Origin of the sequence: Modestobacter sp. VKM Ac-2985 (assembly GCF_026967925.1) — a bacterium.
Lineage (GTDB): Bacteria > Actinomycetota > Actinomycetes > Mycobacteriales > Geodermatophilaceae > Modestobacter.
This window is the reverse complement of the sequence record NZ_JAPVBI010000003.1, coordinates 1,092,072-1,111,627: the sequence shown is the minus strand read 5'-3', so window position 1 is coordinate 1,111,627 and position 19,556 is coordinate 1,092,072. Positions and strand designations below refer to the sequence as shown.

The 19,556-nt window shown below is 72.3% G+C and carries 22 protein-coding genes; 10 read left to right on the top strand and 12 right to left on the bottom strand.

Features of this window, described 5'->3' with window-relative positions:
* Positions 1-82 precede the first annotated feature (82 nt).
* Genes O2V61_RS21200 through O2V61_RS21170 form a run of 7 tightly spaced genes read right to left on the bottom strand, consistent with a single transcriptional unit; the run spans position 83 to position 7,128 of the window.
* Positions 83-1,510: an NAD-dependent succinate-semialdehyde dehydrogenase gene (locus O2V61_RS21200; RefSeq protein ID WP_269185248.1), complete on the bottom strand. Its 1,428-nt coding sequence runs from the start codon at positions 1,508-1,510 to the stop codon at positions 83-85.
* Complete coding sequence (locus O2V61_RS21195) at positions 1,507-2,808, bottom strand: iron-containing alcohol dehydrogenase (RefSeq protein WP_269185247.1); 1,302 nt, start codon at positions 2,806-2,808, stop codon at positions 1,507-1,509. The genes O2V61_RS21200 and O2V61_RS21195 overlap by 4 nt, the downstream gene beginning before the upstream one ends.
* Positions 2,801-3,565: an SDR family NAD(P)-dependent oxidoreductase gene (locus O2V61_RS21190; RefSeq protein ID WP_269185246.1), complete on the bottom strand. Its 765-nt coding sequence runs from the start codon at positions 3,563-3,565 to the stop codon at positions 2,801-2,803. The genes O2V61_RS21195 and O2V61_RS21190 overlap by 8 nt, the downstream gene beginning before the upstream one ends.
* Positions 3,562-4,359, bottom strand: a complete 798-nt coding sequence (locus O2V61_RS21185; protein ID WP_269185245.1) for an HpcH/HpaI aldolase family protein — start codon at positions 4,357-4,359, stop codon at positions 3,562-3,564. Before O2V61_RS21185 ends, O2V61_RS21190 begins: the two co-directional genes overlap by 4 nt.
* Positions 4,356-5,267, bottom strand: a complete 912-nt coding sequence (locus O2V61_RS21180) for a hypothetical protein (protein ID WP_269185244.1) — start codon at positions 5,265-5,267, stop codon at positions 4,356-4,358. The genes O2V61_RS21185 and O2V61_RS21180 overlap by 4 nt, the downstream gene beginning before the upstream one ends.
* Entirely contained in the window at positions 5,264-6,208 is a 945-nt protein-coding gene (locus O2V61_RS21175) for a 3-keto-5-aminohexanoate cleavage protein (RefSeq protein WP_269185243.1), read from the bottom strand. Before O2V61_RS21175 ends, O2V61_RS21180 begins: the two co-directional genes overlap by 4 nt.
* The gene (locus O2V61_RS21170) at positions 6,205-7,128 is read right to left on the bottom strand and encodes a DUF6282 family protein (RefSeq protein ID WP_269185242.1); all 924 of its coding nucleotides are present in this window, start codon (positions 7,126-7,128) and stop codon (positions 6,205-6,207) included. The genes O2V61_RS21175 and O2V61_RS21170 overlap by 4 nt, the downstream gene beginning before the upstream one ends.
* Positions 7,129-7,323: 195 nt before the next feature.
* Here O2V61_RS21170 and O2V61_RS21165 point away from each other — a divergent pair, with 195 nt between their 5' ends.
* From O2V61_RS21165 to O2V61_RS21125, 9 genes are all read left to right on the top strand, one after another.
* Complete coding sequence (locus O2V61_RS21165) at positions 7,324-8,112, top strand: IclR family transcriptional regulator (RefSeq protein WP_269185241.1); 789 nt, start codon at positions 7,324-7,326, stop codon at positions 8,110-8,112.
* Positions 8,113-8,131: 19 nt separating this feature from the next.
* Positions 8,132-9,058: an ABC transporter permease gene (locus O2V61_RS21160; RefSeq protein ID WP_269185240.1), complete on the top strand. Its 927-nt coding sequence runs from the start codon at positions 8,132-8,134 to the stop codon at positions 9,056-9,058.
* Entirely contained in the window at positions 9,055-9,936 is an 882-nt protein-coding gene (locus O2V61_RS21155; protein WP_269185239.1) for an ABC transporter permease, read from the top strand. The genes O2V61_RS21160 and O2V61_RS21155 overlap by 4 nt, the downstream gene beginning before the upstream one ends.
* Positions 9,936-11,078: an ABC transporter ATP-binding protein gene (locus O2V61_RS21150; RefSeq protein ID WP_269185238.1), complete on the top strand. Its 1,143-nt coding sequence runs from the start codon at positions 9,936-9,938 to the stop codon at positions 11,076-11,078. The genes O2V61_RS21155 and O2V61_RS21150 overlap by 1 nt, the downstream gene beginning before the upstream one ends.
* Positions 11,079-11,348: 270 nt before the next feature.
* Complete coding sequence (locus O2V61_RS21145) at positions 11,349-12,434, top strand: extracellular solute-binding protein (RefSeq protein WP_269185237.1); 1,086 nt, start codon at positions 11,349-11,351, stop codon at positions 12,432-12,434.
* A 62-nt stretch (positions 12,435-12,496) separates the two neighbouring features.
* Entirely contained in the window at positions 12,497-13,249 is a 753-nt protein-coding gene (locus tag O2V61_RS21140; RefSeq protein ID WP_269185236.1) for an IclR family transcriptional regulator, read from the top strand.
* Complete coding sequence (locus O2V61_RS21135; protein WP_269185235.1) at positions 13,236-13,862, top strand: nuclear transport factor 2 family protein; 627 nt, start codon at positions 13,236-13,238, stop codon at positions 13,860-13,862. The genes O2V61_RS21140 and O2V61_RS21135 overlap by 14 nt, the downstream gene beginning before the upstream one ends.
* Before the next feature lie 266 nt (positions 13,863-14,128).
* On the top strand, positions 14,129-14,359 hold the full coding sequence (locus tag O2V61_RS21130) for a ribbon-helix-helix domain-containing protein (protein WP_269185234.1): 231 nt from the start codon (positions 14,129-14,131) through the stop codon (positions 14,357-14,359).
* Positions 14,346-14,699: a type II toxin-antitoxin system PemK/MazF family toxin gene (locus O2V61_RS21125; RefSeq protein ID WP_331254240.1), complete on the top strand. Its 354-nt coding sequence runs from the start codon at positions 14,346-14,348 to the stop codon at positions 14,697-14,699. Before O2V61_RS21130 ends, O2V61_RS21125 begins: the two co-directional genes overlap by 14 nt.
* Before the next feature lie 3 nt (positions 14,700-14,702).
* Here the strand turns inward: O2V61_RS21125 and O2V61_RS21120 are convergent, their stop codons facing one another.
* From O2V61_RS21120 to O2V61_RS21105, 4 genes are all read right to left on the bottom strand, one after another.
* Positions 14,703-15,812: a hypothetical protein gene (locus O2V61_RS21120; protein ID WP_269185233.1), complete on the bottom strand. Its 1,110-nt coding sequence runs from the start codon at positions 15,810-15,812 to the stop codon at positions 14,703-14,705.
* A gap of 76 nt (positions 15,813-15,888) precedes the next feature.
* A complete protein-coding gene (locus tag O2V61_RS21115) occupies positions 15,889-16,272 on the bottom strand; it encodes a type II toxin-antitoxin system VapC family toxin (protein ID WP_269185232.1) in 384 nt (127 codons plus the stop codon).
* Complete coding sequence (locus O2V61_RS21110; protein ID WP_269185231.1) at positions 16,269-16,490, bottom strand: hypothetical protein; 222 nt, start codon at positions 16,488-16,490, stop codon at positions 16,269-16,271. Before O2V61_RS21110 ends, O2V61_RS21115 begins: the two co-directional genes overlap by 4 nt.
* A 626-nt stretch (positions 16,491-17,116) precedes the next feature.
* Complete coding sequence (locus O2V61_RS21105; protein WP_269185230.1) at positions 17,117-18,337, bottom strand: NADH:flavin oxidoreductase/NADH oxidase; 1,221 nt, start codon at positions 18,335-18,337, stop codon at positions 17,117-17,119.
* 153 nt (positions 18,338-18,490) lie between these two features.
* Between O2V61_RS21105 and O2V61_RS21100 the strand changes: the two genes are divergently transcribed.
* Entirely contained in the window at positions 18,491-19,036 is a 546-nt protein-coding gene (locus O2V61_RS21100) for a GIY-YIG nuclease family protein (protein ID WP_269185229.1), read from the top strand.
* A gap of 136 nt (positions 19,037-19,172) precedes the next feature.
* Here the strand turns inward: O2V61_RS21100 and O2V61_RS21095 are convergent, their stop codons facing one another.
* Positions 19,173-19,424 (bottom strand): hypothetical protein, encoded by a 252-nt coding sequence (locus O2V61_RS21095; RefSeq protein WP_269185228.1) that lies wholly within the window; start codon positions 19,422-19,424, stop codon positions 19,173-19,175.
* Between the last annotated feature and the right edge of the window lie 132 nt (positions 19,425-19,556).

Below are 19,556 nucleotides of genomic sequence, written 5' to 3'. Positions count from 1 at the left end.
TCCGGGTGGTGATGTGCGGAGAGGGCGGGTTCCCGGTCGGGAACCCGCCCTCCGTGCACATCACCGCACCACGGCGGGGAGCTCAGGCCGTCAGGGCGATGTACTTCTCCTCGAGGAACTCCAGGATGCCCTCGGAGCTTCCCTCGCGGCCCAGTCCGCTCTGCTTGACGCCGCCGAACGGGGCCGCCGGGTCGCTGACCACGCCGCGGTTCACCGCGACCATCCCGGCCTCCAGCCGACGGGCCACGGCCATCGCCTCCCGCTCCTCGCCGAACACGTAGGCCATCAGTCCGTAGATCGTGTCGTTGGCCATCCGGACGGCGTCGTCCACGTCGTCGAAGCGGACCACCGCGGTCACCGGGCCGAAGATCTCCGTCGTCGTGATCGCCGAGCCGTGCACCACGTCGGTGAGCAGCGTCGCGTCGTAGAACGCGCCCTCGGCGGAGGACGTGCCCCCGCGGACGACGGTCGCCCCGTCGGCCACGGCGCCGTCGACCAGGCTCGCCACCTTGTCCCGCTCGTGCACCGAGACCAGGGCGCCGAGGTCGTTGGCCCGGTCCAGCCCCGGCCCGACGGCGACCTTCCCCAGCGCGGTGTCCATCCGGGCGACGAACTCGTCGTGCAGCGAGCTGTGCACGTAGAAGCGGTTGGCCGCGGTGCAGGCCGAGCCGCCGTTGCGCATCTTCGCCAACAGCGCGCCCTCCACGGTCACGTCGAGGTCGGCGCCGGGCAGCACGATCAGCGGCGCGTTGCCGCCCAGCTCCATCGAGGCGCTGACCACCCGGTCGGCGCAGGCGTGCAGCAGCTCGCGGCCGACCTCGGTCGACCCGGTGAACGACAGCTTCCGCACCTCCGGGCGGTCGAGCATCGCCTTCACCAGCGGGCCGGTGGGCATCGGCGTCACCAGGTTGACCACGCCGCGCGGGACCCCGACGCGGTGCAGCACGTCGACGACGTAGGCGGCGGTCAGCGGGGTCTCGCGGGCGGGCTTGAGGATGGTCGTACAGCCGGCCGCGAGTGCCGGGGCGAGCTTGCGGGTCGCCATCGCGGCCGGGAAGTTCCACGGGGTGATCATCAGCGAGACGCCGATCGGCTGACGGTCGACCACGATCCGCTTGTCACCGGCGGGGGAGAGCCGGTAGTCACCCGGCACCCGCACGGCCTCCTCGGCGAACCAGCGGAAGAACTCCTTGGCGTAGCCGGCCTCGCCCATGGCGTCGGACCAGCTCTTGCCGTTCTCCCGCACCATCAGCTCGGCGAAGTGCTCGACCTCCTCGGTCAGCACGTCGTAGGCCGCCCGCAGCAGCTCGCTGCGCCGGCGCGGGGCGGTCGCCGCCCACCCCTCCTGCGCGGCGGCCGCGGCGTCCACGGCGGCCATGCAGTCGGCCTCGGTGGCGACCGCGAAGCCCGCGATGACCGTGGAGTCGGCGGGGTCGACGACGTCGAACCGGCGGCCGTCGGAACCGGGCCGCCACTGCCCGTCGATGAAGAGGTCGGTCTGCAGGTTCATGCGTCGCTCCGATCGGTGCGGGTTCCGGTGAGGGCGTGCTCCAGGACCTCCAGCAGCAGATCCCGGGTGGGGTCGATCGGCGCGATCGCCAGCAGCCGCGCGGACCGCAGCGCGAGGTCGGCGATGTGCGGCAGCTGGTCGCGGTCCAGGCCGATGGCGGCCAGGTCGGCGGGGACCCCGATCTCCGCGTTCAGCGCCACGACCCGGGCGACGGTGCGCTCGGCCGAGGCGTCGGCGGCGGGGATGCCCTCCAGCGCCGCACCGAGGGTGGCGATCCGCGCGGCGACGTCGGCGTCCCGCCGCAGCACGTCGAGGACGTACGGCAGCATCAGCCCGGTGCCCAGGCCGTGCGGGGTCTTGGTCAGCGCGCCGATCGGGTACTGCAGCGCGTGGCACAGGTGGGTGCCGGTCGACCCGAACGCGATCCCGCCGAGCAGCGCCCCGCGGGCGACCTCGGAGCGGGCGCGCCGGTTGCCGGGCTCCCGGACGGCGACCGGCAGCCACGGCCCCAGGTGCCCGGCGGCCTGCAGCGCGATCGGCTCGATCAGGGCGTTGCGCCCGGTGAACACCGGCTGTGGAGCGCTCCAGTCGACGTCCAACTCCCGGGCGGTGTAGGACTCCACCGCGTGCACCAGGGCGTCGATCCCGGAGAAGGCGGTCACCGACGCGGGGGCGCCGAGGGTCAGCTCGGGGTCGACGACGGCGGCGGCCGGCACCAGGAACGGGCTGGAGATGCCCACCTTGAGCTCCCGGTCCGGGTCGGAGACGACCGCGACCGGGGTGACCTCGGAGCCGGTGCCGGCCGTCGTCGGCACCGCCACGATCGGCACCACCGGGCCGGGCACCAGGTTCTCGCCGTAGTAGCGGGACAGCGGCCCGCCGTAGCGGGACAGCAGCGCCACCACCTTGGCCGCGTCCAGCGCGCTGCCGCCACCGATCGCGAGGACGACGTCCGCGCCGAAGTCCCGGGCCACCTCGGCGGCCGCGGTCAGGGTGTCGACCGGCAGCTCGGGGGTGATGTCGGCGTAGACCTGCACCTCCATCCCGGTACGGGCCAGCTGGTCGACGATCCCGGTGAGCACCTCGGTGCCGACCAGGAACGGGTCGACGACGGCGAGCACCCGCCGGCCGTGCAGACCGACGACCTCCGGCAGCTGGGCACGCGCCCCCCAGCCGACGTGCACCCGCGCAGGCAGCCGCAGCGTCCCGATCTGTTCCGGCCCCGTCCCGAGGCTCGCCCCGAGCTCGCGAGGGTCGAGGAGGACGGGGTCCTTCTGCCCTGCGCTGCGGTCAGGCAATGAACCCACCGTCCACCGGCAGGACGACCCCGGAGAGGTGGCTGGCCCGGTCGCTGACCAGGAAGGACACCACGTTGCCGACCTCGGGGCCGGTGCCGACCTTGCGCAGCGGGGTGGCGGCGATCCGGGCCTCGACACCGCCCGGGATCGCCTCCCGGGTCTGGGCCAGCATCGGCGTCTCGGTGGGGCCGGGCGCGATCACGTTCACCCGGATGCCGAGTGGCCCGACGTCGTGCGCCGCGGTGCGGGTGAGGCCGATGACGGCGTGCTTGCTGGCCTGGTAGGCGCCCATCCCGGAGCTGCCGCGCAGACCGCCGATGCTGCTCACGTTGACGATCGAGCCCGATCCCTGCGGCTCCATCACCCGGATCTCCTCGCGGAGGCACAGCCAGGTGCCTTTCACGTTCACCGCCATGAGCTGGTCGAAGTCGGCCTCGGCGACCTGGTCCAGCCGGCCGGCCTGGGTCATCGCGGCGTTGTTGAAGGCCCCGTCGAGCCGGCCGAACCGCTCGACCGTCGCGTCGACGAACCGGGCGACGTCCCCGGCCGAGGAGACGTCACCGGTGGTGCAGGCGACGTCGTGCCCGTCGGCCACGAGCTCCTTGGTCAGCAGCTCCAGCGGGCCCGCGTTGCGGGCGACGAGCATCAGGCTGGCGCCGTCGGCGGCCAGCACCCGTGCGGTGTCCGCGCCGATCCCGGCGCTCGCGCCGACGACGAGCACGACCGTGCCCGCCAGCGGTGGTCGGGGCTCACTCATGGTGTCTCCTGTCGAGGTCGTTCGAAGGTCACGGTGCGGCCCGCGTCGACGGCCGCCTGCACCGCGGTGCCGAAGAGGGTGGCGTCGTTGCTGAGCAGCGTGAAGGTGAAGCCGGCGTCGACAGAGGCGCGCACCGACGCAGCAGTGGCGCCGCCGGCGTTGCCGACCGGCACCCCCGCCGTCCGGCCCTGCTCGACCACGGAGGCGATCAGCGCGACGACGTCCGGGTCCGCCGGCGTCTTCCCCTCGCTCACCGCGAGGTCGACCGCACCGACCAGCAGCGCGTCCACGCCCTCGACGGCCGCGATGGCCCCGGCGTTCCGGACGCCCAGCGCGCTCTCGATCTGCGCGATGAGCACCACCTCCTGCTGGCCGTAGCGCAGGTACTCCGCGAGCGGGGTCGCGCCCCAGGCGCCGGCCCGGCTGGTGGACCCCACGCCCCGGGTGCCCAGCGGCGGGAAGCGGACCGCGGCGGCCGCCGCCCGGGCCTGTTCGACGGTGTCGACGTGCGGCACCATCACGCCCTCGGCCCCGGCGTCGAGCACCCGCTGCACGAGTCCGGGGTGCAGGTCGGGCACCCGGACGACGGGGGAGACGCCGGTGTGCAGCGCCGTCCCGATCAGCCGGAAGGCGGACTCCAGGTCGAGCGGGGAGTGCTCCAGGTCGATGACGACGAAGTCCAGGCCGGCGAGGGCGATCAGCTCCATGGTCTCCGTCGCCGGGATCTTCACCCAGGTGCCGAGCGCGGGTCCCCGCTCGTCGGCGAGGGCGGCGCGGAAGAGGCTGGTCCTCACCGGGCCGGGTAGTCGTCGGCGTTCAGCACCCACCCGGAGGCCGCGAAGTCCGCACGCGGCGGGGAGAAGAGGTCGATCAGCTGCTGGTGCGGCCCGACGCCCTGGGTGGTGTGCACCGTGGGCGGCGGGATGACGCAGATCGACGGCGTGGCGATCTCGCGGTTCTCGTCCGGGCGCCACTGGGCCGAGTCCGGGCCCCACGGGTAGCGGATGTGGTGCACGAACCGGCCCTTGACGGCCAGCGAGATCTGCTCGAAGTCCTCGTGGGTGTGCGGCGACAGCTTCTGCGCGTTCCGCGGGGCGGGCTCCTCGGCGAGGAAGTTCACCATCAGGTTGGTGGTGCGGAAGATCCGCCCGAACCGCCCCTCGGCGATCGGCGTCTCGGCGAGCCGGTAGACCCGGAGCCGGAAGCCGCCGACCGGGTCGGGCCCGGGCACCATCGGCGCGGCCCGCGGGTCGGGCTCGGTGTACACCGCAGCGTTCACCGAGCTCGCGGTCAGGTCGTCGGCGACCGTGGAGAACAGCCGGATCAGCACACCGTCGGCGTCGACCCGGACCTCGCTGTCCCCGGGCGGGACGACGACGAGCGCCTCCTCGGCGACCGACTCGGTGGCGCCGTCGGCGGTCACCGTCACCGGTGCGCTGTCGGAGTACAGCAGGACGGCGTACTCGTCGGGCTGGCCGGTGCGGGGGAAGACGTCGCCGGCCCTGGCCTCGGTGTAGGCGATCACCAGGTTCGCCGCCCGGGCGATCCAGGTGCGGCTGCCGTTCGGTGTGGTCTCGGCCGGCGGGAGGGACAGGAACTCGATCCACTGCGAGGGCCGGATCGGCGTGCTGGGGTCGACCGTCCGGGTCGGTGCGGCGGTGGCCAGGTTCGACCGGATGTCGTCGGCGGCGTAGGTGGTCATGCGAGAGCACTGCCCTTCGATGAGGTGGTGCGGCCGCGCAGCCCGAGGAGGGCACGGGCGTCGTCCGGGGTGGCGATCTGCTTGCCGAGGTCCTCGACGACGGCGCGGATCTTGGTGACCTGCTGGGCGTTGCTCTCCGCGAGCCGGCCCTTGCCGAGCCAGAGGCTGTCCTCCAGGCCGACCCGGACGTGCCCGCCGAGCCAGGCGCTGTGGGTGGCGAACTGCATCTGGTCGCGGCCGGCGGCGAAGGCGGAGAAGGAGTAGTCGTCGCCGAAGAGCTTGTCGGCGATCCGGACCATGTGCTCGAGGTTCTCGTGGTCGGCCCCGATGCCGCCGAGGATGCCGAACACCCCCTGGATGAGCAGCGGTGCCTGCACCAGGCCCTTGTCCACGAAGTGGGCCAGGGAGTACAGGTGGCCGATGTCGTAGCACTCGAACTCGAACCTCGTGCCGGTCGCGCCCAGCGTGCGCAGAGTGTGCTCGATCCGGTCGAAGGTGTTGACGAAGGGCTGCGACCAGGTGTTGAGCACGTACGGGCGCTCCCAGTCGTGCTCCCAGTGCGTGACCCGGTCGGCGATCCCCGAGTACACGAAGTTCATCGAGCCCATGTTCATCGAGGCGAGCTCGGGCTCGAACGCCGTCGCGCCGGCCAGCCGCTGCTCCATCGTCATCGCCGACGAGCCGCCGGTGGTGATGTTGATGACCGCGTCGGTGGCCTCGGTGATCCGCGGGACGATCTGGGCGAACACCTCCGGCTCCCACGCCGGCCGGCCGTCCGGGTGCCGGGCGTGCAGGTGGACGACGGCGGACCCGGCGCCGATCGCGCCGAGCGCGGCCTCGACCACCTGGTCGGCGGTCAGCGGCAGGTACGGGCTCTGCGAGGGGACGTTGACCGACCCGGTGACCGCGGTCGTGATGACGACCTTCTCGGCCTTCCTCACCGGTTCGTCTCCTCGAGGCCCAGCAGGAAGGCGGTGTTGCGGCACATCATCTGCCGGATGTCGTCGGCCGGGATGCCGTGGTCGAGCAGCTGCTGGGTGACCAGCAGGTAGGCGTCGACCGGGAGCGGGTTGCCCACCTGGCCGAGGTCGGAGTCGATGACCGTGTGCTCGGGGCCGATCCGGCGGATCCACTCGACGAGCTGCTCGATCGGCCAGTCCGGGGCCTTCACCCGCGGGTCGTACATCGACAGCTCGTGCTCCACGAAGGCGCCGAGGCCGATCATCTTCTCGATCGCGGTCTCGGAGGCGTTGATGATGTAGTCCGGGTGGTGGATGAGCATCCGCCGGACGCCGTTGCGGTGCGCCGTCTCGAAGAAGGCGACCATCGAGTCGCCGTCCAGGTGGCCGCCGGTGAGCAGGACGTCGGCGTCACCGACCAGCCGGGTGACCAGGTCGGTGGCCTCGGAGACCTCACCGGAGGCGTCGAAGACCGACACCTCCTGCTCGTAGAGGTTGCCGGTGTTGTGCGGGAACCCGTCGTCGTGCCGGTGCGCCTCGATGTGCTGGGCGGCCGACACGGTCGGCCCCCAGACGCACTTGCCACCCATGTTGATCGCCACTGCGACGGCCGAGGGGTTCATCCCACCGACCTCGGAGTTCAGCGCCACCCCGCCGAACATCGGCGTCGGGGCCTCCGCCAGCCGCGGGCCCATGGCCAGCAGGTCCATCACGGTGTTGTGGTGATGGGACTTCACCAGCGCCGCCCGCATGCCGATCCGCGCGCCCTCGTAGGAGGCCTCGACGTGGTCCAGGCGCCGCGGGAACGGGCTCGGGCCGGAGTGGCAGTGCAGGTCGACGACGCCGTCGAGGACCGTGAGCAATGCCGGCGACGGGTCGACGCCCGCTTCCACCGTGACCATCCGAAAGACCTCCTTGTGTTCAGAATGCGTTGCTTGTGTTCAAGCTACGCACAAGCTTCCGCGAGTGTCCAGCACCGGGGCGGTGCCATGTTCATCATGTGAAATCGGTGATTGCATCCTGAACGAGCGGCTGCTTCACTCTGTGACGCAGAGCGCAGCCGTGGGCTGCGCCACGCTCCGACGAGGGGGTGGGAGATGGCGGTCGCCGTCCGCGACGAGCGAGCCCCGGCGGGCCGGCCCGGCAACCGGGCGCCCGTGCCGGCCGAGTCCGAACGGACCCTGATCCAGGCGATCGACCGGGCCGCGAACGTGCTGGCGCTGCTCGACCAGGACACCCCCCGGCTGACCGCGCCACTGGTCGCCGAGCGGCTGGGCCTGAACCGCACCACCGCGCACCGCTACCTGCAGTCGCTCCAGCGGGCCGGTTTCCTCAGCGCCACCTCCGGCCCCGGCCCGCTGCTCGACCAGCTCTCCGCGCTGGTCTCGGTGCGCCAGCAGGTCATCACGCTGGCCCCGGCACTGATGCGCCAGCTGGCCGACAGCACCGGGCTGACCGCGGTGCTCAGCTTCCTGGGCCGCACCGGCGCCGTCGTCACGCTGGTCGAGGAGCCGCAGCAGACCACGATCCTGCTCACCGTCCGGGTGGGCACGGTGCTCGAGGTCAAGGCCGCGCAGACCCGGGTGCTGCTGGCCTTCCAGTCCGACCCGAGGGCGGTGGCCCGGGCGCACGCCACGCTCACCGACGCCCAGGCCGCGGTCGAGCGCACCGCGCTGCACGACGTCCGCCGGCAGCGGCTGGCCTGGGCCGACCTCGACCGCGTGGGCCTGGCCTCGGTTGCCGTGCCGGTGCTCGCCACCTACGACGTGCAGGCCGCCATGGCGCTGATCGGCACCAGCACGATGCTCCACCCCGCCGGCGCCACGGAGCGGGTCCACGCACTCCAGGAGGCGGCGCACACGCTCGGCTCCCTGGTCGCCGGGTGAACCGGCAGGAAGGCTCCTCATGACAGACCTCGCACGGTCCGGGCCCGCCCGGACCGACCCGGGCGGAGCGGCCTCCGGGCGGACCGGTGCGGCCGGTCGCCGGCCGCCGCGCCCGCACTGGCTGCTGCTCCTCCCGGCCCTCGCGCTCATCGGCGTGGTGCTGCTGCTCCCGCTGGCGCAGAGCTTCCTGCGCAGCGTCGGCGCCCCCGACCTGACCGACGAGCACTACCGGTCGCTGTTCACCGACGGCGTGACGATGCGGGTGCTGCTGCGCACCGCGAAGACCGCACTCCTGGTGACGGTGATCGCCTTCGCGCTCGGCTACCCCTACGCCTACGTGATGACCCGGGTCGGGCCGCGGATGCGCGCCGTCCTGCTGGTGATCGTGCTGGTGCCGTTCTGGACCTCGGTGATGGCCCGCAACTTCGCCTGGATCCTGATCCTGCAGCGCGGTGGGCCGGTCGACCAGTTCTTCGGCCTGTTCGGCCTGGACGTCGTCCTCTACGGCACCGTCACCGGCGTCGCGATCGCGATGAGCCAGGTGCTCCTGCCGTTCATGGTGCTGCCGCTGTTCAGCGCGCTGTCCGGGATCGACCGCCGGCTGCTGCTGGCCGCCCGCGGCCTCGGCTCGTCCCCGGTGGTGGCGTTCTGGAAGATCTACTGGCCGCTGTCCCGGGCCGGCGTCACCGCGGGGTTGATCCTCGTCTTCACCCTCAGCCTGGGCTTCTACGTCACCCCGGCCCTGCTCGGCACGCCGCAGGAGTCGCTGATCGCGCAGCTGCTGGCCCAGCGCACCACCCAGCTCCTGGACTTCCAGGGCGCCGGCGCGCTCGGGGTGCTCGTGCTGGCGGTCACCCTGGCGCTGGTGGTCTGGGCGAACCGCATCGGCGGCACCGTCTCCGCGATCGGCGTCGTCGCCACCACCGGCACCAAGGAGCAGCGATGACCACCACGACCCGCGCGGCCGAGCTCGACCGGCTCGACCCGGAGGCGCGGCCCGCCGCACCACGGCGCCGGCGCCGCGACCGCGGGGTGGACGCCGTCCCGTGGTGGCTGCGCCTGGTGGTGGCGGTGGTGGCGCTCTACTTCGTGCTGCCGACCCTGTTCGTCATCCCGATGAGCTTCAGCTCCTCGACGACGTTCAGCTTCCCGCCGGAGGGCTTCTCCCTCGACCTGTACCGCAACTTCTTCACCGACCCGGTCTGGCTGACCTCGTTGCGCAACTCGGTCTTCGTGGCCGCGGTGGCCGCGACGCTGGCCACCGTGGTCGGCACGGCGGCGGCGGTCGGGCTGCACCACCTCACGGGCCGGCTGGCCGGGCTGGCCCGCACGGTGCTGATGATCTCGCTCGTCACGCCGGGCATCGTGGTGGCGGTCGTCGTCTACATCTCCTTCCTGAAGTGGCACCTGGTCGGCAGCTTCGCCGGTTACGTGCTCGCGCACGCCGCGCTCGGCACGCCGTTCGTGCTGGTGTCGGTGACCAGCGCGCTCAGCGGCTTCGACCCGAAGCTGCTGCGGGCCTCGGCGTCCCTGGGCGCGTCCCCGCTGCGCACCTTCGCCCGGGTGACCATGCCGCTGATCAGCCGGGGCATCGTCACCGGCGCCGTCTTCGCGTTCGTGACCTCCTTCGACGAGGTGGTCATCGCGCTGTTCCTGCGCTCCCCGACCTTCCAGACGCTGCCCGTGCAGATGTTCAACAGCGTCACCTTCGAGGTCGACCCCACCATCGCCGCCACGTCCAGCCTGGTGGTCACCGTCGTGACCGTGGTCTGCCTCCTCCCCCTGCTGCTGGGCAGCCGGGGCAAGAAACGACAGGAGCCCTGATGTCCGCCACCTCCACCTCCACCGCCGTGCCGCCGGTGGCACCCGTCGCCTCGCGCGCCGGCACGCAGATCCGGCTGTCCGACGTCGTCAAGGACTACGGCCTGGCCGTGCCGGCCGTCGACGGGGTCTCCCTCACCATCGAGCCGGGGGAGTTCATGACCCTGCTCGGGCCCTCGGGCTCGGGCAAGACGACGACGCTCAACCTGATCGCCGGCTTCGAGACGCTCACCTCCGGGCGCATCTCCCTCGACGGGGACGACGTCAGCACCCTGCCGCCGCACAAGCGGGACCTCGGGATGCTGTTCCAGAACTACGCGCTGTTCCCGCACATGACGGTGGCGCAGAACGTCGCCTACCCGCTGCGGGAGCGGAAGGTGCCCAAGGCGGAGATCAGGCGCCGGGTGGCCGAGGTGCTCGAGCTGGTGCAGCTCCCCGGCCGCGACGACGACGTGCCCTCCCAGCTGTCCGGTGGTCAGCAGCAGCGGGTGGCGCTGGCCCGGGCGATCGTCTTCGGCCCCAAGGCGCTGCTGCTCGACGAGCCGCTGGGTGCCCTGGACCGCAACCTGCGCGGCGCGCTGCAGGCGGAGATCCAGCGGATCCACCGCGAGGTCGGCTCCACGTTCGTCTTCGTCACCCACGATCAGGAGGAGGCGATGAGCCTCTCCGACCGGATCGCGCTGTTCAACAACGGGCGGATCGAGCAGGTCGGCACCCCGGAGACGCTGTACAAGGCGCCGGAGACGCTCTTCACCGCCGGCTTCCTGGGTGACTCGACCGTCTTCGAGCTGGCCCAGGCGCCGGGCAGCGAGATCACCTGGGGCGACCGGCGCTGGGCGGTGGCGCCGCACACGGTGTCCGAGCGGGCCCGCGCGGCCGAGGCCACGGCGCTGGTGGTGCGGCCGGAGGACGTGCACATCGCCCAGCGGGACGACGCCGTGCCGCCGGGTGTGAACGTCGTGCCGGCCACGGTCACCGACGTCCACTACCTGGGCTCCTACCGCTCCGTCGCCCTCGCCCTCGGGACGGGGGACGGCGCCGTGCTCGGCCAGGCCCGGCTGGACGCCGCGGAGACCCAGCTGGCCGTCGGCCAGTCGGTGCAGGCCTGGTGGCGGGTCGAGCGCCAGCGGGTGGTGTCCCGCTGAGCTCTCGCTGACCATGCCCGGCGCCGCGCGGCCACCTGTCGCGCGGCGCTCCGGCATGTCCGCAGCCGGCCCGTCGGACGGCGCTCTCACCTGGGCGTTCACCATGCGGACCGGCCCGTCTCACGTTCGCGATCTTTTCCAGATGCAGGGGCCGACATGCTTGCCCCGACCGGTTGACCGTCCTAGCGTTCACATGGCGATGTCGTACATCACATGCTGAACAAAACCACCGGGCCTCACGAGCCCGTCAGTCCAAGGGAAGTGACAACGGTGCCACGATCCACGCGTGCTCTGGGGACGCTCGGCGCGATCCTCCTGACCACCTCGCTGGCCGCCTGCGGCGGCGGTGAGGACGACGCCGCGGCGGGCCCCGCCGGCGGCTCCGCGACGGACGACGCGCAGCTGACCTTCGTCGGCTACGGCGGCGACGGGCAGGACGCGATGATCGCGGACTGGCAGGAGCCCTACACGGCGGAGAACCCCGGGGTCACCTTCGTCAACACCTCCCCGCCGGACGTCGCCCAGGTCAAGGCGCAGGTCGAGGCCGGCGCCGTCTCCTGGGACGTCGTGGCCGTGGCGCCTGCCGCCGCGACGCAGAACTGCGGCACGCTGTTCGAGGAGATCGAGTACAGCGGTACCGATGAGGCCGAGCTGGTCGACGACGCGGTCGGTGACTGCTACGTCGGCGGCTTCGTCAACTCCACCCCGCTGGCGTACCGGACCGACGCGTTCCCCGACCCCAGCACGGCGCCGACGACCGTTGAGGACTTCTTCGACACCGAGGAGTTCCCCGGTCAGCGCGGCATCCTGACCAACCTGCAGAACGGCATCCTCGAGTACCCGCTGCTGGCCGACGGGGTCGCCCCCGACGAGCTGTACCCGCTGGACGTCGACCGGGCGCTGGAGAAGCTGGACACGATCCGCGACGACACGACCTTCGCCCCCAACGTCGGCGCACTGCAGCAGGCGGTCGGCTCCGGGCAGGTCGACATGTTCTTCCTGTCGGACTCCCGGCTGGTGCCGCTGCTGGACCAGGGCGTCGACATCACCGTCGTCTGGGACACCACGGTCACCACGCTGAGCGCCTTCGCCGTCCCGAAGGGTGCGCCGAACGCGGCGGCCGCCGGGGCGTTCGCCTCCTCGCTGACCTCTCCCACGGCGTCCGCCGCGATCTCCGAGGACCTCGGCACCGCGCCGGTGAACACCACGGCCGAGCCCCAGCTGTCGGAGAACCAGCAGAAGCTGGAGGTCTACGGGCCGGTCAACGAGGGCGAGACCGTCATGCAGGACGTCGACTGGTACGCGGAGAACTTCAACGACGTCACCGCCCAGCTGACCAACTGGCTGGCCGGCTGACCGGGTCGTCACTCCGGGTGTGCGGGCGGCGGAAAGTGTCCCTGGTGAACTATTCTTCGCGCATGGCGAACTCCGAGGATGCGACGTCCACCGCCGACATCCGGGCGGTCGCCCGCGTCGGGCAGATCTGCGCGCTGTTCGGCCCGCAGGTCGTCGAGCTGTCGGCGGCGGACATCGCGGACGCCACCGGCCTCAACCGGACGACGGCCTACCGGTACTGCGCGTCGATGGCGGCGGCCGGCATCCTCGAGCGCGGCGAGCGGCGGGGCACGTTCGCCCTCGGCGGCCTGATGCTCGAGCTGGGGATCCAGGCACTGGGTCGCCGGCGGATCGTGGAGATCGCCGGCCCGCACCTGAAGCGGCTGAGGACCGCCGTCCGCATGACGGCGGTCCTCAGCGTCAAGGGGGCCAGCGGCCCGGTGGTGGCGCTGGCCGAGGAGGACACCAGCCGGGTGGTCGTGATGACGGTGCACCCGGGCACGAAGCTCGACCCGACGGCGGCGCAGTCCCAGCTGATGCTGGCCTACGGGGACGCCGGGGAGATGGAGGCCGCGACCGCCGGGATGCCGGCGGCGCAGCGGGCCCGGCTGGAGACCGACGTCTACTCCGCGCGCCGGCAGGGCTACAGCGTCGTCTGGAACGACAGCACCGTGGCGGTGGCCGCCCCGGTGTTCGACGCCAAGGGCCTGGCCGCCACGGTCGCGCTGCTGGGCGCGGGGGAGCTGGACCTGGAGTCGACGCTGGAGCAGTTGCTGGCCGCAGCCGATGCGCTCAGCGCCGAGCTCGGGGGAGGCGTGCCCCGTGCCGTCGGCTGACCAGGACGAGCTGTTCGACCTGGTCCGGCGGGAGCGGTTCGCGCGAGATCAGCGGCGGTTCGACGTGATGGCGGAGTGCTTCCATCCCGGTGCGTGGGTGCGCACCACCTGGTACGACGGCGTCGGCGGTCAGGCGTACGTCGAGGCGACGCGCTCGTTGCTGGGCGACGCCCCGGCGGGGCCGTTCTCCGGCAAGCACTGGGTGTTCCCCGCCTTCGCTCAGGTGGGCGGCGACCGCGCCACCGTGGAGAGCCCGGCGACGATCTTCCTGCGCGAGGAGGTCGGCGGCGTCCAGGCCGACGTCCACGCCTACTGCCGCTTCTTCTCCCGTGCCGTGCGCCGCGACGGGCGCTGGCAGCTGCTGACCTTCCACGTGCTGTTCGAGTGGGACGAGCTGCGGCCGGTCGTCCCCGGGGAGGTGCCCGAGCTGGACGCCGCGCTGCTGGCCGGGCTGCGCCCGTCGTACCGGTATCTCGGCTACCTGCAGACCACGCGGGGTGTGCAGCTCAACGCGGACCTGCTCGGCGACGACCGGTGGGCGGAGCTGGTCGCCTTCCACGAGCGTGAGGACGCCTGGCTCGCCGGCGACGGGGCCATCGACGACCCGACGTGATCGGTTAGTCGCGGTGCCGACGTTCGTCTTCCTCGATGTCTGCCTGACGATGCCAGTACCCAGGACCGGATGACCAGGTGGTCGTCGTCGCGCCCGTGATGTGTCGAGCAGGGTCACCGCTCCGCGCGGCCTGCGTCCACGGCGTCGACGAGGCCGGCGGCCCCTCGCCGCTGGCGTCATCCACCGGCCGGTCGACCGGCAACGCGCTTCGACATCGAGGCGGAACGTTGTTGCTACCTGGGTGCTACCGAAAGCAGCATCTCGTTGTGAAGCTGAGCGTCAGCCTGTCCGATGACGACGTCGCACTGTTGGACGAGTACGCCCGCACCGCCGGCCTCAAGGGGCGTTCCGCAGTGATCCAGCACGCGCTCCGACTGCTGCGGCAGGCGGTACTCGAGGAGGACTACGCAGCGGCGTGGGAGGAGTGGGAGAGCATCGGCGAGCAATCGGTGTGGGACGTGACCGCGGGGGACGGCCTGGTCGATGCGCCGCGGTGAGATGTGCCTCGCCGACCTGGAGCCCGTCCGTGGCCGTGAGGAGAGCAACCAGCGGCCTGCTGTGCTGGTGAGAGACGACCGTGCCAACGCCACGGCCCCCCGGCTCGGGCGGCGCGTGGTCACCGTGGTGCCGGTGACCAGCAACGTGTCCCGGGTGTTCCCCTTCCAGGCACTGCTCCCAGCTGACCGCACCGGACTTGCCGTGGACTCGAAAGCCCAGGCCGAGCAGGTCCGAGCGGTGGCCGTGGAGCGCATCGGGCCGGTGCTGGGCCGGGTGCCGCTGGACCTGATGAGCGAGCTCGACGACGCACTGCGAGTGCACCTGCAGCTGTCGGACTAACGGCTATGCGGTCAACTCGTCGTCCCACGTTCGGACAGCGGTGCGGAAGGCAGGCGCCCACCGGTCGACCGCGTGCAGCGATGCGTCGGTGAGCCCGACGCGCACACCGCGCTCGTCGTGGCCGTACCGGATGAGGTCGCGCAGCAGCTCGGGGGCGCGATCGAGGTCGAGCTCATCGGGGTCGAGGTCGTGCAGCCGCGGGTCGAGCAGTCGGCCGACGTGGCGCGGGGCCCACAGGAGTGGGTCACCCACGCCGTTGCTCAGGCCGCTGGCGAAGACTCGCTCGACCAGCAGCGGGAGTGCACCTCGTGTCCAAGGGCGGCCCCACGGTGAGGCCAGGAACCGTGCGGTGAGCTCGTCGGTGTCGACGTCGTCCAGTCTTCCGGGCACGGTGGCGTCACCGCCGTCGGGGAAGCGGGACAGCATCCACCGCACGATGCAGCGCTGGTTCCGCCACTTCGTGCTGGTTCTCAGCACCTCGTCGAGTCTCACTCCCGTGAACGCAGCGGTGAGCCGGGCGCGGGCGTCCGCCGCGCTGATGTCGCGGATGCGGAGATCCGGGTCGGCATCCGTTCTCAGCGAGCGCAGCACCGTCTCGATCGGGTGCTCGAACAGGGCGCCGTCGACGGCTCGGGCGCCCAGCTCGTTGTCGACGCGGACGAGGGTGGTGAGCGCATGCCCGCTCGGGGTGGTGACGCCGAGGACGAGATCGTCCGCCTCGCGGAAAGGGCCGATCAGCTCGACTGTCCGGGCGGCCGGGGTGGCGAGGTGCAGGTCGGCGAGCCAGCGCGGCACGGTGTGCCCACGATCGGCGATGTCCCGGCGGGCCCATCGGCGCAGGCCCGGCTCGTCGGCGAGTGTGGCGATGGCGAGTGCGCCGGCCGACGTCTCCGGGCGGTCCCAGGTCGTGAGGTGGCGGACGACCTGCGCCGTGCTCCCGGGATCGGCGTCGGGATGGCTGGAGATGTCGAGCATCGACGACGCCATGCCCAGCAACGTCCCAGGCGTGGGCGAGTCGAGACCCTCGCGCAGTCCCTGACCCAGGCTCTCGGTGAACTCGGCTCGGAGCTGGTCGGCGCTCGGGGCAGTGGTGGGTCCAGTCGCGGTCGTCATGATTCGAACACCAGTTCGATCGTCTGACAGGAACGTCCGGTCGATGGCGGCTGTGCTGCGGCCGCCGCGACCTCGGTCAGCTGGCTACGACGGTGACCGGGCAGGTGGTTCCGGGTGCGCGCGCCAGTCGGGTATCGGCGGTGAGCAGGGCGCAGCCCAGCGCCTCGGCCAGGGCGACGTAGGTCGCGTCGTAGGCCGTGACGTTCTCCCGGAGTGCCCAGATGTGCGGGAGCAGTGGATGGGCCGGGTGACGGACGAGGGCCAGCGCGGACCACTCGAGGAGGAGGTGTTTGCCGGCGTGCGCCGGGAGACGGCCGGCTGAGACGAGTCGGCGGAGGGTCTGGGCCACCTCCGCGTCGATCAGGTGCGGCGCATGCAGCTGTTCGCGGGCCGCGCTCTCCCGGGCCGATCCATCGCGGAGCAGGGCTGCGACGGCGGCCGAGGCGTCGAGGACGATCACCGCTCCGCGCGGCCTGCGTCCACGGCGTCCACGATCTCGTCGAGGCCGACGACGCTGTCCGGCAGGGCCGCCAGCAGGGTCGGGTTGTCCGCCCGGCGGCTGACGTCGGCCAGCTCGCGGATCGCCACCGCGCTGACCGAGGTGCGCTCGCGCTCGGCCAGCCGGGTGAGGCGCTCGATCACGTCGACGGGGACGTTGCGCAGGTACAGGGTCGGCATGCCGCGATCGTCCACCGGGCTGTCGCAGTCTGCAAGCAGGCGCTCGACGCTCACGGCACCGGCCACGTCGGCCGGGGGAGGACCGGCAGAGCGGTGCGCCCGTCGTGCACGTGCAGGCTGCAGTCGAGACCGTCGCGGCCACGGATGATCGACTCGATCGCGCTGCACCAGGCGCGTCGTCCGGGGTGGGTGTCGCCGGCCCGGGGCGCTCCAGGCACATCGCCAGGTGCAGGCCGGTCGGATCGACGTCCTCGGAATCGGCCACGACGGTGTGCAGCTCGGCGAGGTTGCCGATGGCCCCCCGATCGGGCTCGAGCGGGAGCTCCTCGACCGGGATGAGCAGGTGGAGCATCGTGCCGTCGGTTCGCAGCCACGCGAGGAACAGTCGGCGGCAGGACGGTGGCCCGTCGAGGTGGAGCAGGTCGCGCCACCGCTCGGTCAGTTCGGCGTCGCTGGTCACGGGGATGTCGGGGTGCGGCCGGGTCCTCATGGCGGGGGACTCTGCCGCGCAGCGGCCCCTCGCCGCTCGCGTCGTCCACAGGCCGGGTGCGGGCGTGCGTGACCTGCACCGGGTCGCCCTGGAGCCGTGCGGGCGGCCGACGTGGTCACGTCGACCGCCCGCAGGGTCAGACGCTGACCGGCACCTCGCCGAACTCGGCGATCGGAACGTCGGCCTCGGCGGCGGCGCGCACCTCGGCCGGGGTGGGCGGCAGCCCGATGCTCGGGGCGTGGCCGCGGAAGTTGGACAGCCACCACCGCCAGTCCGCCGGCAGCAGGTCGAAGGGGGCCTCGACACCGAGCTCGCGGGCGGCCCAGACCGGCCAGTGTGGGTTCGACAGCGCCGGCCGACCGATCATCGCCACATCGATGAGCTCGGATCGGATCACCGAGTCGGCGGTCTGCGGGACGCCGAGGTTCCAGCTGGTCGCGACCGGGATGCCGACCTCGCGGCGGACCCGGGTGGCGCGCGGGACGAAGCCGGCGGGCTCGTTGAAGAAGGACGGGTTGACCATGTCGTCGGTGTTGCCGCCCATGGACAGGTCGGCGAGGTCGAGGCCGTGCTCCTTCATCCAGCCGATCGCCTCGAGGGAGTCCTCGAACTGGGTGCCGGCGGGGTGGAAGTCGTCGGAGCCCAGCCGCATGGTCAGCGGCAGGTGCTCGGGCCAGACCTCCCGGACGGCGTCGAGGGCCTCGAGCAGGAAGCGGGCCCGGTTGCGGTTGCTGCCGCCGTAGGAATCGGTGCGCTGGTTGGCGAGCGGGGAGAAGAAGCTGGCGGCGAGGTAGCCGTGCGCGAAGTGCATCTCCAGCCACTCGTAGCCGGCGTCGGCGGCGCGACGGGCGGCGTCGGCGTAGCTGCGGTGCAGGCCCTTGATCTCGTCGACCGTCAGCTCGTGCACCGGGTAGGAGTGGTCACCGCCGGCGGGGATGGCCGAGGGGCCGACGGTCTGCCAGCCGTCGGGGTGGTCCGGTGGGAGGGCCTTCCAGGAGCCCTGGGCGTTGGTCTCCTTGTGCGGCGGGACCTCGCTGCCCTTGCGGCCGGTGTGGCCCAGCTGGATGCCCGGGACAGCGCCGAAGCGCTTGATGATCGCGGTGACCCGGGCGTGGCCGGCGATCTGGTCGTCGTCCCAGATGCCGGCGCAGGAGGTGGTGGTGCGGCCGTCGGGGGTGATGGCGATCTGCTCGGGGAAGACCAGCCCGAAGCCGCCGGCGGCGCGGGCCCCGAGGTACATGACGTGGTAGTCGTCCATCTGGCCGTCGACCGAGCCGTACATGGTCATCGGCGACATGGCGATGCGGTTGCGCAGCGTCACGCCCTTGAGCGTGAAGGGGGAGAACAGGTCGGGCACGGGCGGTCCTCTCGGAGTCGGTGCCCTCACGACACCTCGCTCGCGCTCCGCTCCGGTTACGAGCGCCGGGGACGTCGGTCAACTTCTCCGCACGGTGCTCTGCCGCCGCCGTGCGGATTGGGTCCGGGGTGTTGCGGGCGTTTGACTGTCGGCATGAACTCCGTGGTCGCCGCGCTGCGCTCGCTCCCCGTGTCGCTGGACGAGGCGCGCGCCGGGATGCCTGCCGCACCGGGGGTCTACGCGTGGTGGGGGCGGTTCGGTGCGCTGCCCGGCATCTCCGGACCGCGGCACGAGGCCGCTGACCTGCAGCTGCTGTACGTGGGCATCGCGCCGAACGGGGCGGCGTCGAAGGCGACGCTGCGCAGCCGGGTGGTGGGCGACCACATCCGCGGGACGACGGCATCCTCGACGCTGCGTCGGTCGCTGGCCGCACTGCTGAGCGAGCAGCAGGGCTGGCAGAGCCGATGGACGACCCGGCCGGTGCTGGTCAACCGGGACGAGTTGGCGCTGTCGGAGTGGATGGGGGAGAAGCTGCAACTGACGTGGGCCGAGCACCCGGAGCCGTGGACGGTCGAGGCCGCAGTGATCGCTGAGCTGGAGCCACCGCTCAATCAGGCCGACAACGCCACACATCCGCTCCACCCGTACGTGTTGGAGGCGCGACGGCGCTGGCGGGCAGGAGCCCGGGGTGATGCGTGAGGCAAAGGTGGTCAAGGCGTTCGGCGCCGCGCTGCGCATGGCGCCGCGCCGCTCCTGACCGGCTCAGGGTCCAGTGATGTGCGCCGATGGCGGGTTCCGGGCCGAGAACCCGCCACCGGCGCACATCACCGAGCGGTCAGAGGCGGCGGAGGGCTGCGGCGCCGGCGAGGGCGAGCTGGGCGGCCACCAGGCCGAGGCCCAGCCACATCAGCGCGCCCGGCCCCGCCGCGTGGTGGACATGGCCCGAGCCGCCCATCAGCTGCGCGTGCAGCCCCAGCATCGCGGCGTCCACCAGGGCGGCGAACCGCCACACCGACCCGGGGGGCGACCGCCACAGGTGCCACGCGCACGGCAGGCAGGCCGCCGCCATCTGTTCAGCTGAGGTCACCGGCCGGTTGGTGTGGCACTGCTGTGTCTCCGCGCGGGTCGAGTGCAGGCAGACGCCCCGCAGCCCGCCTGTTCGCTGGTGAGCTCCTACGGTCGCGACCAACCACCGATCTTGACGTCGGCCACCCGCGAT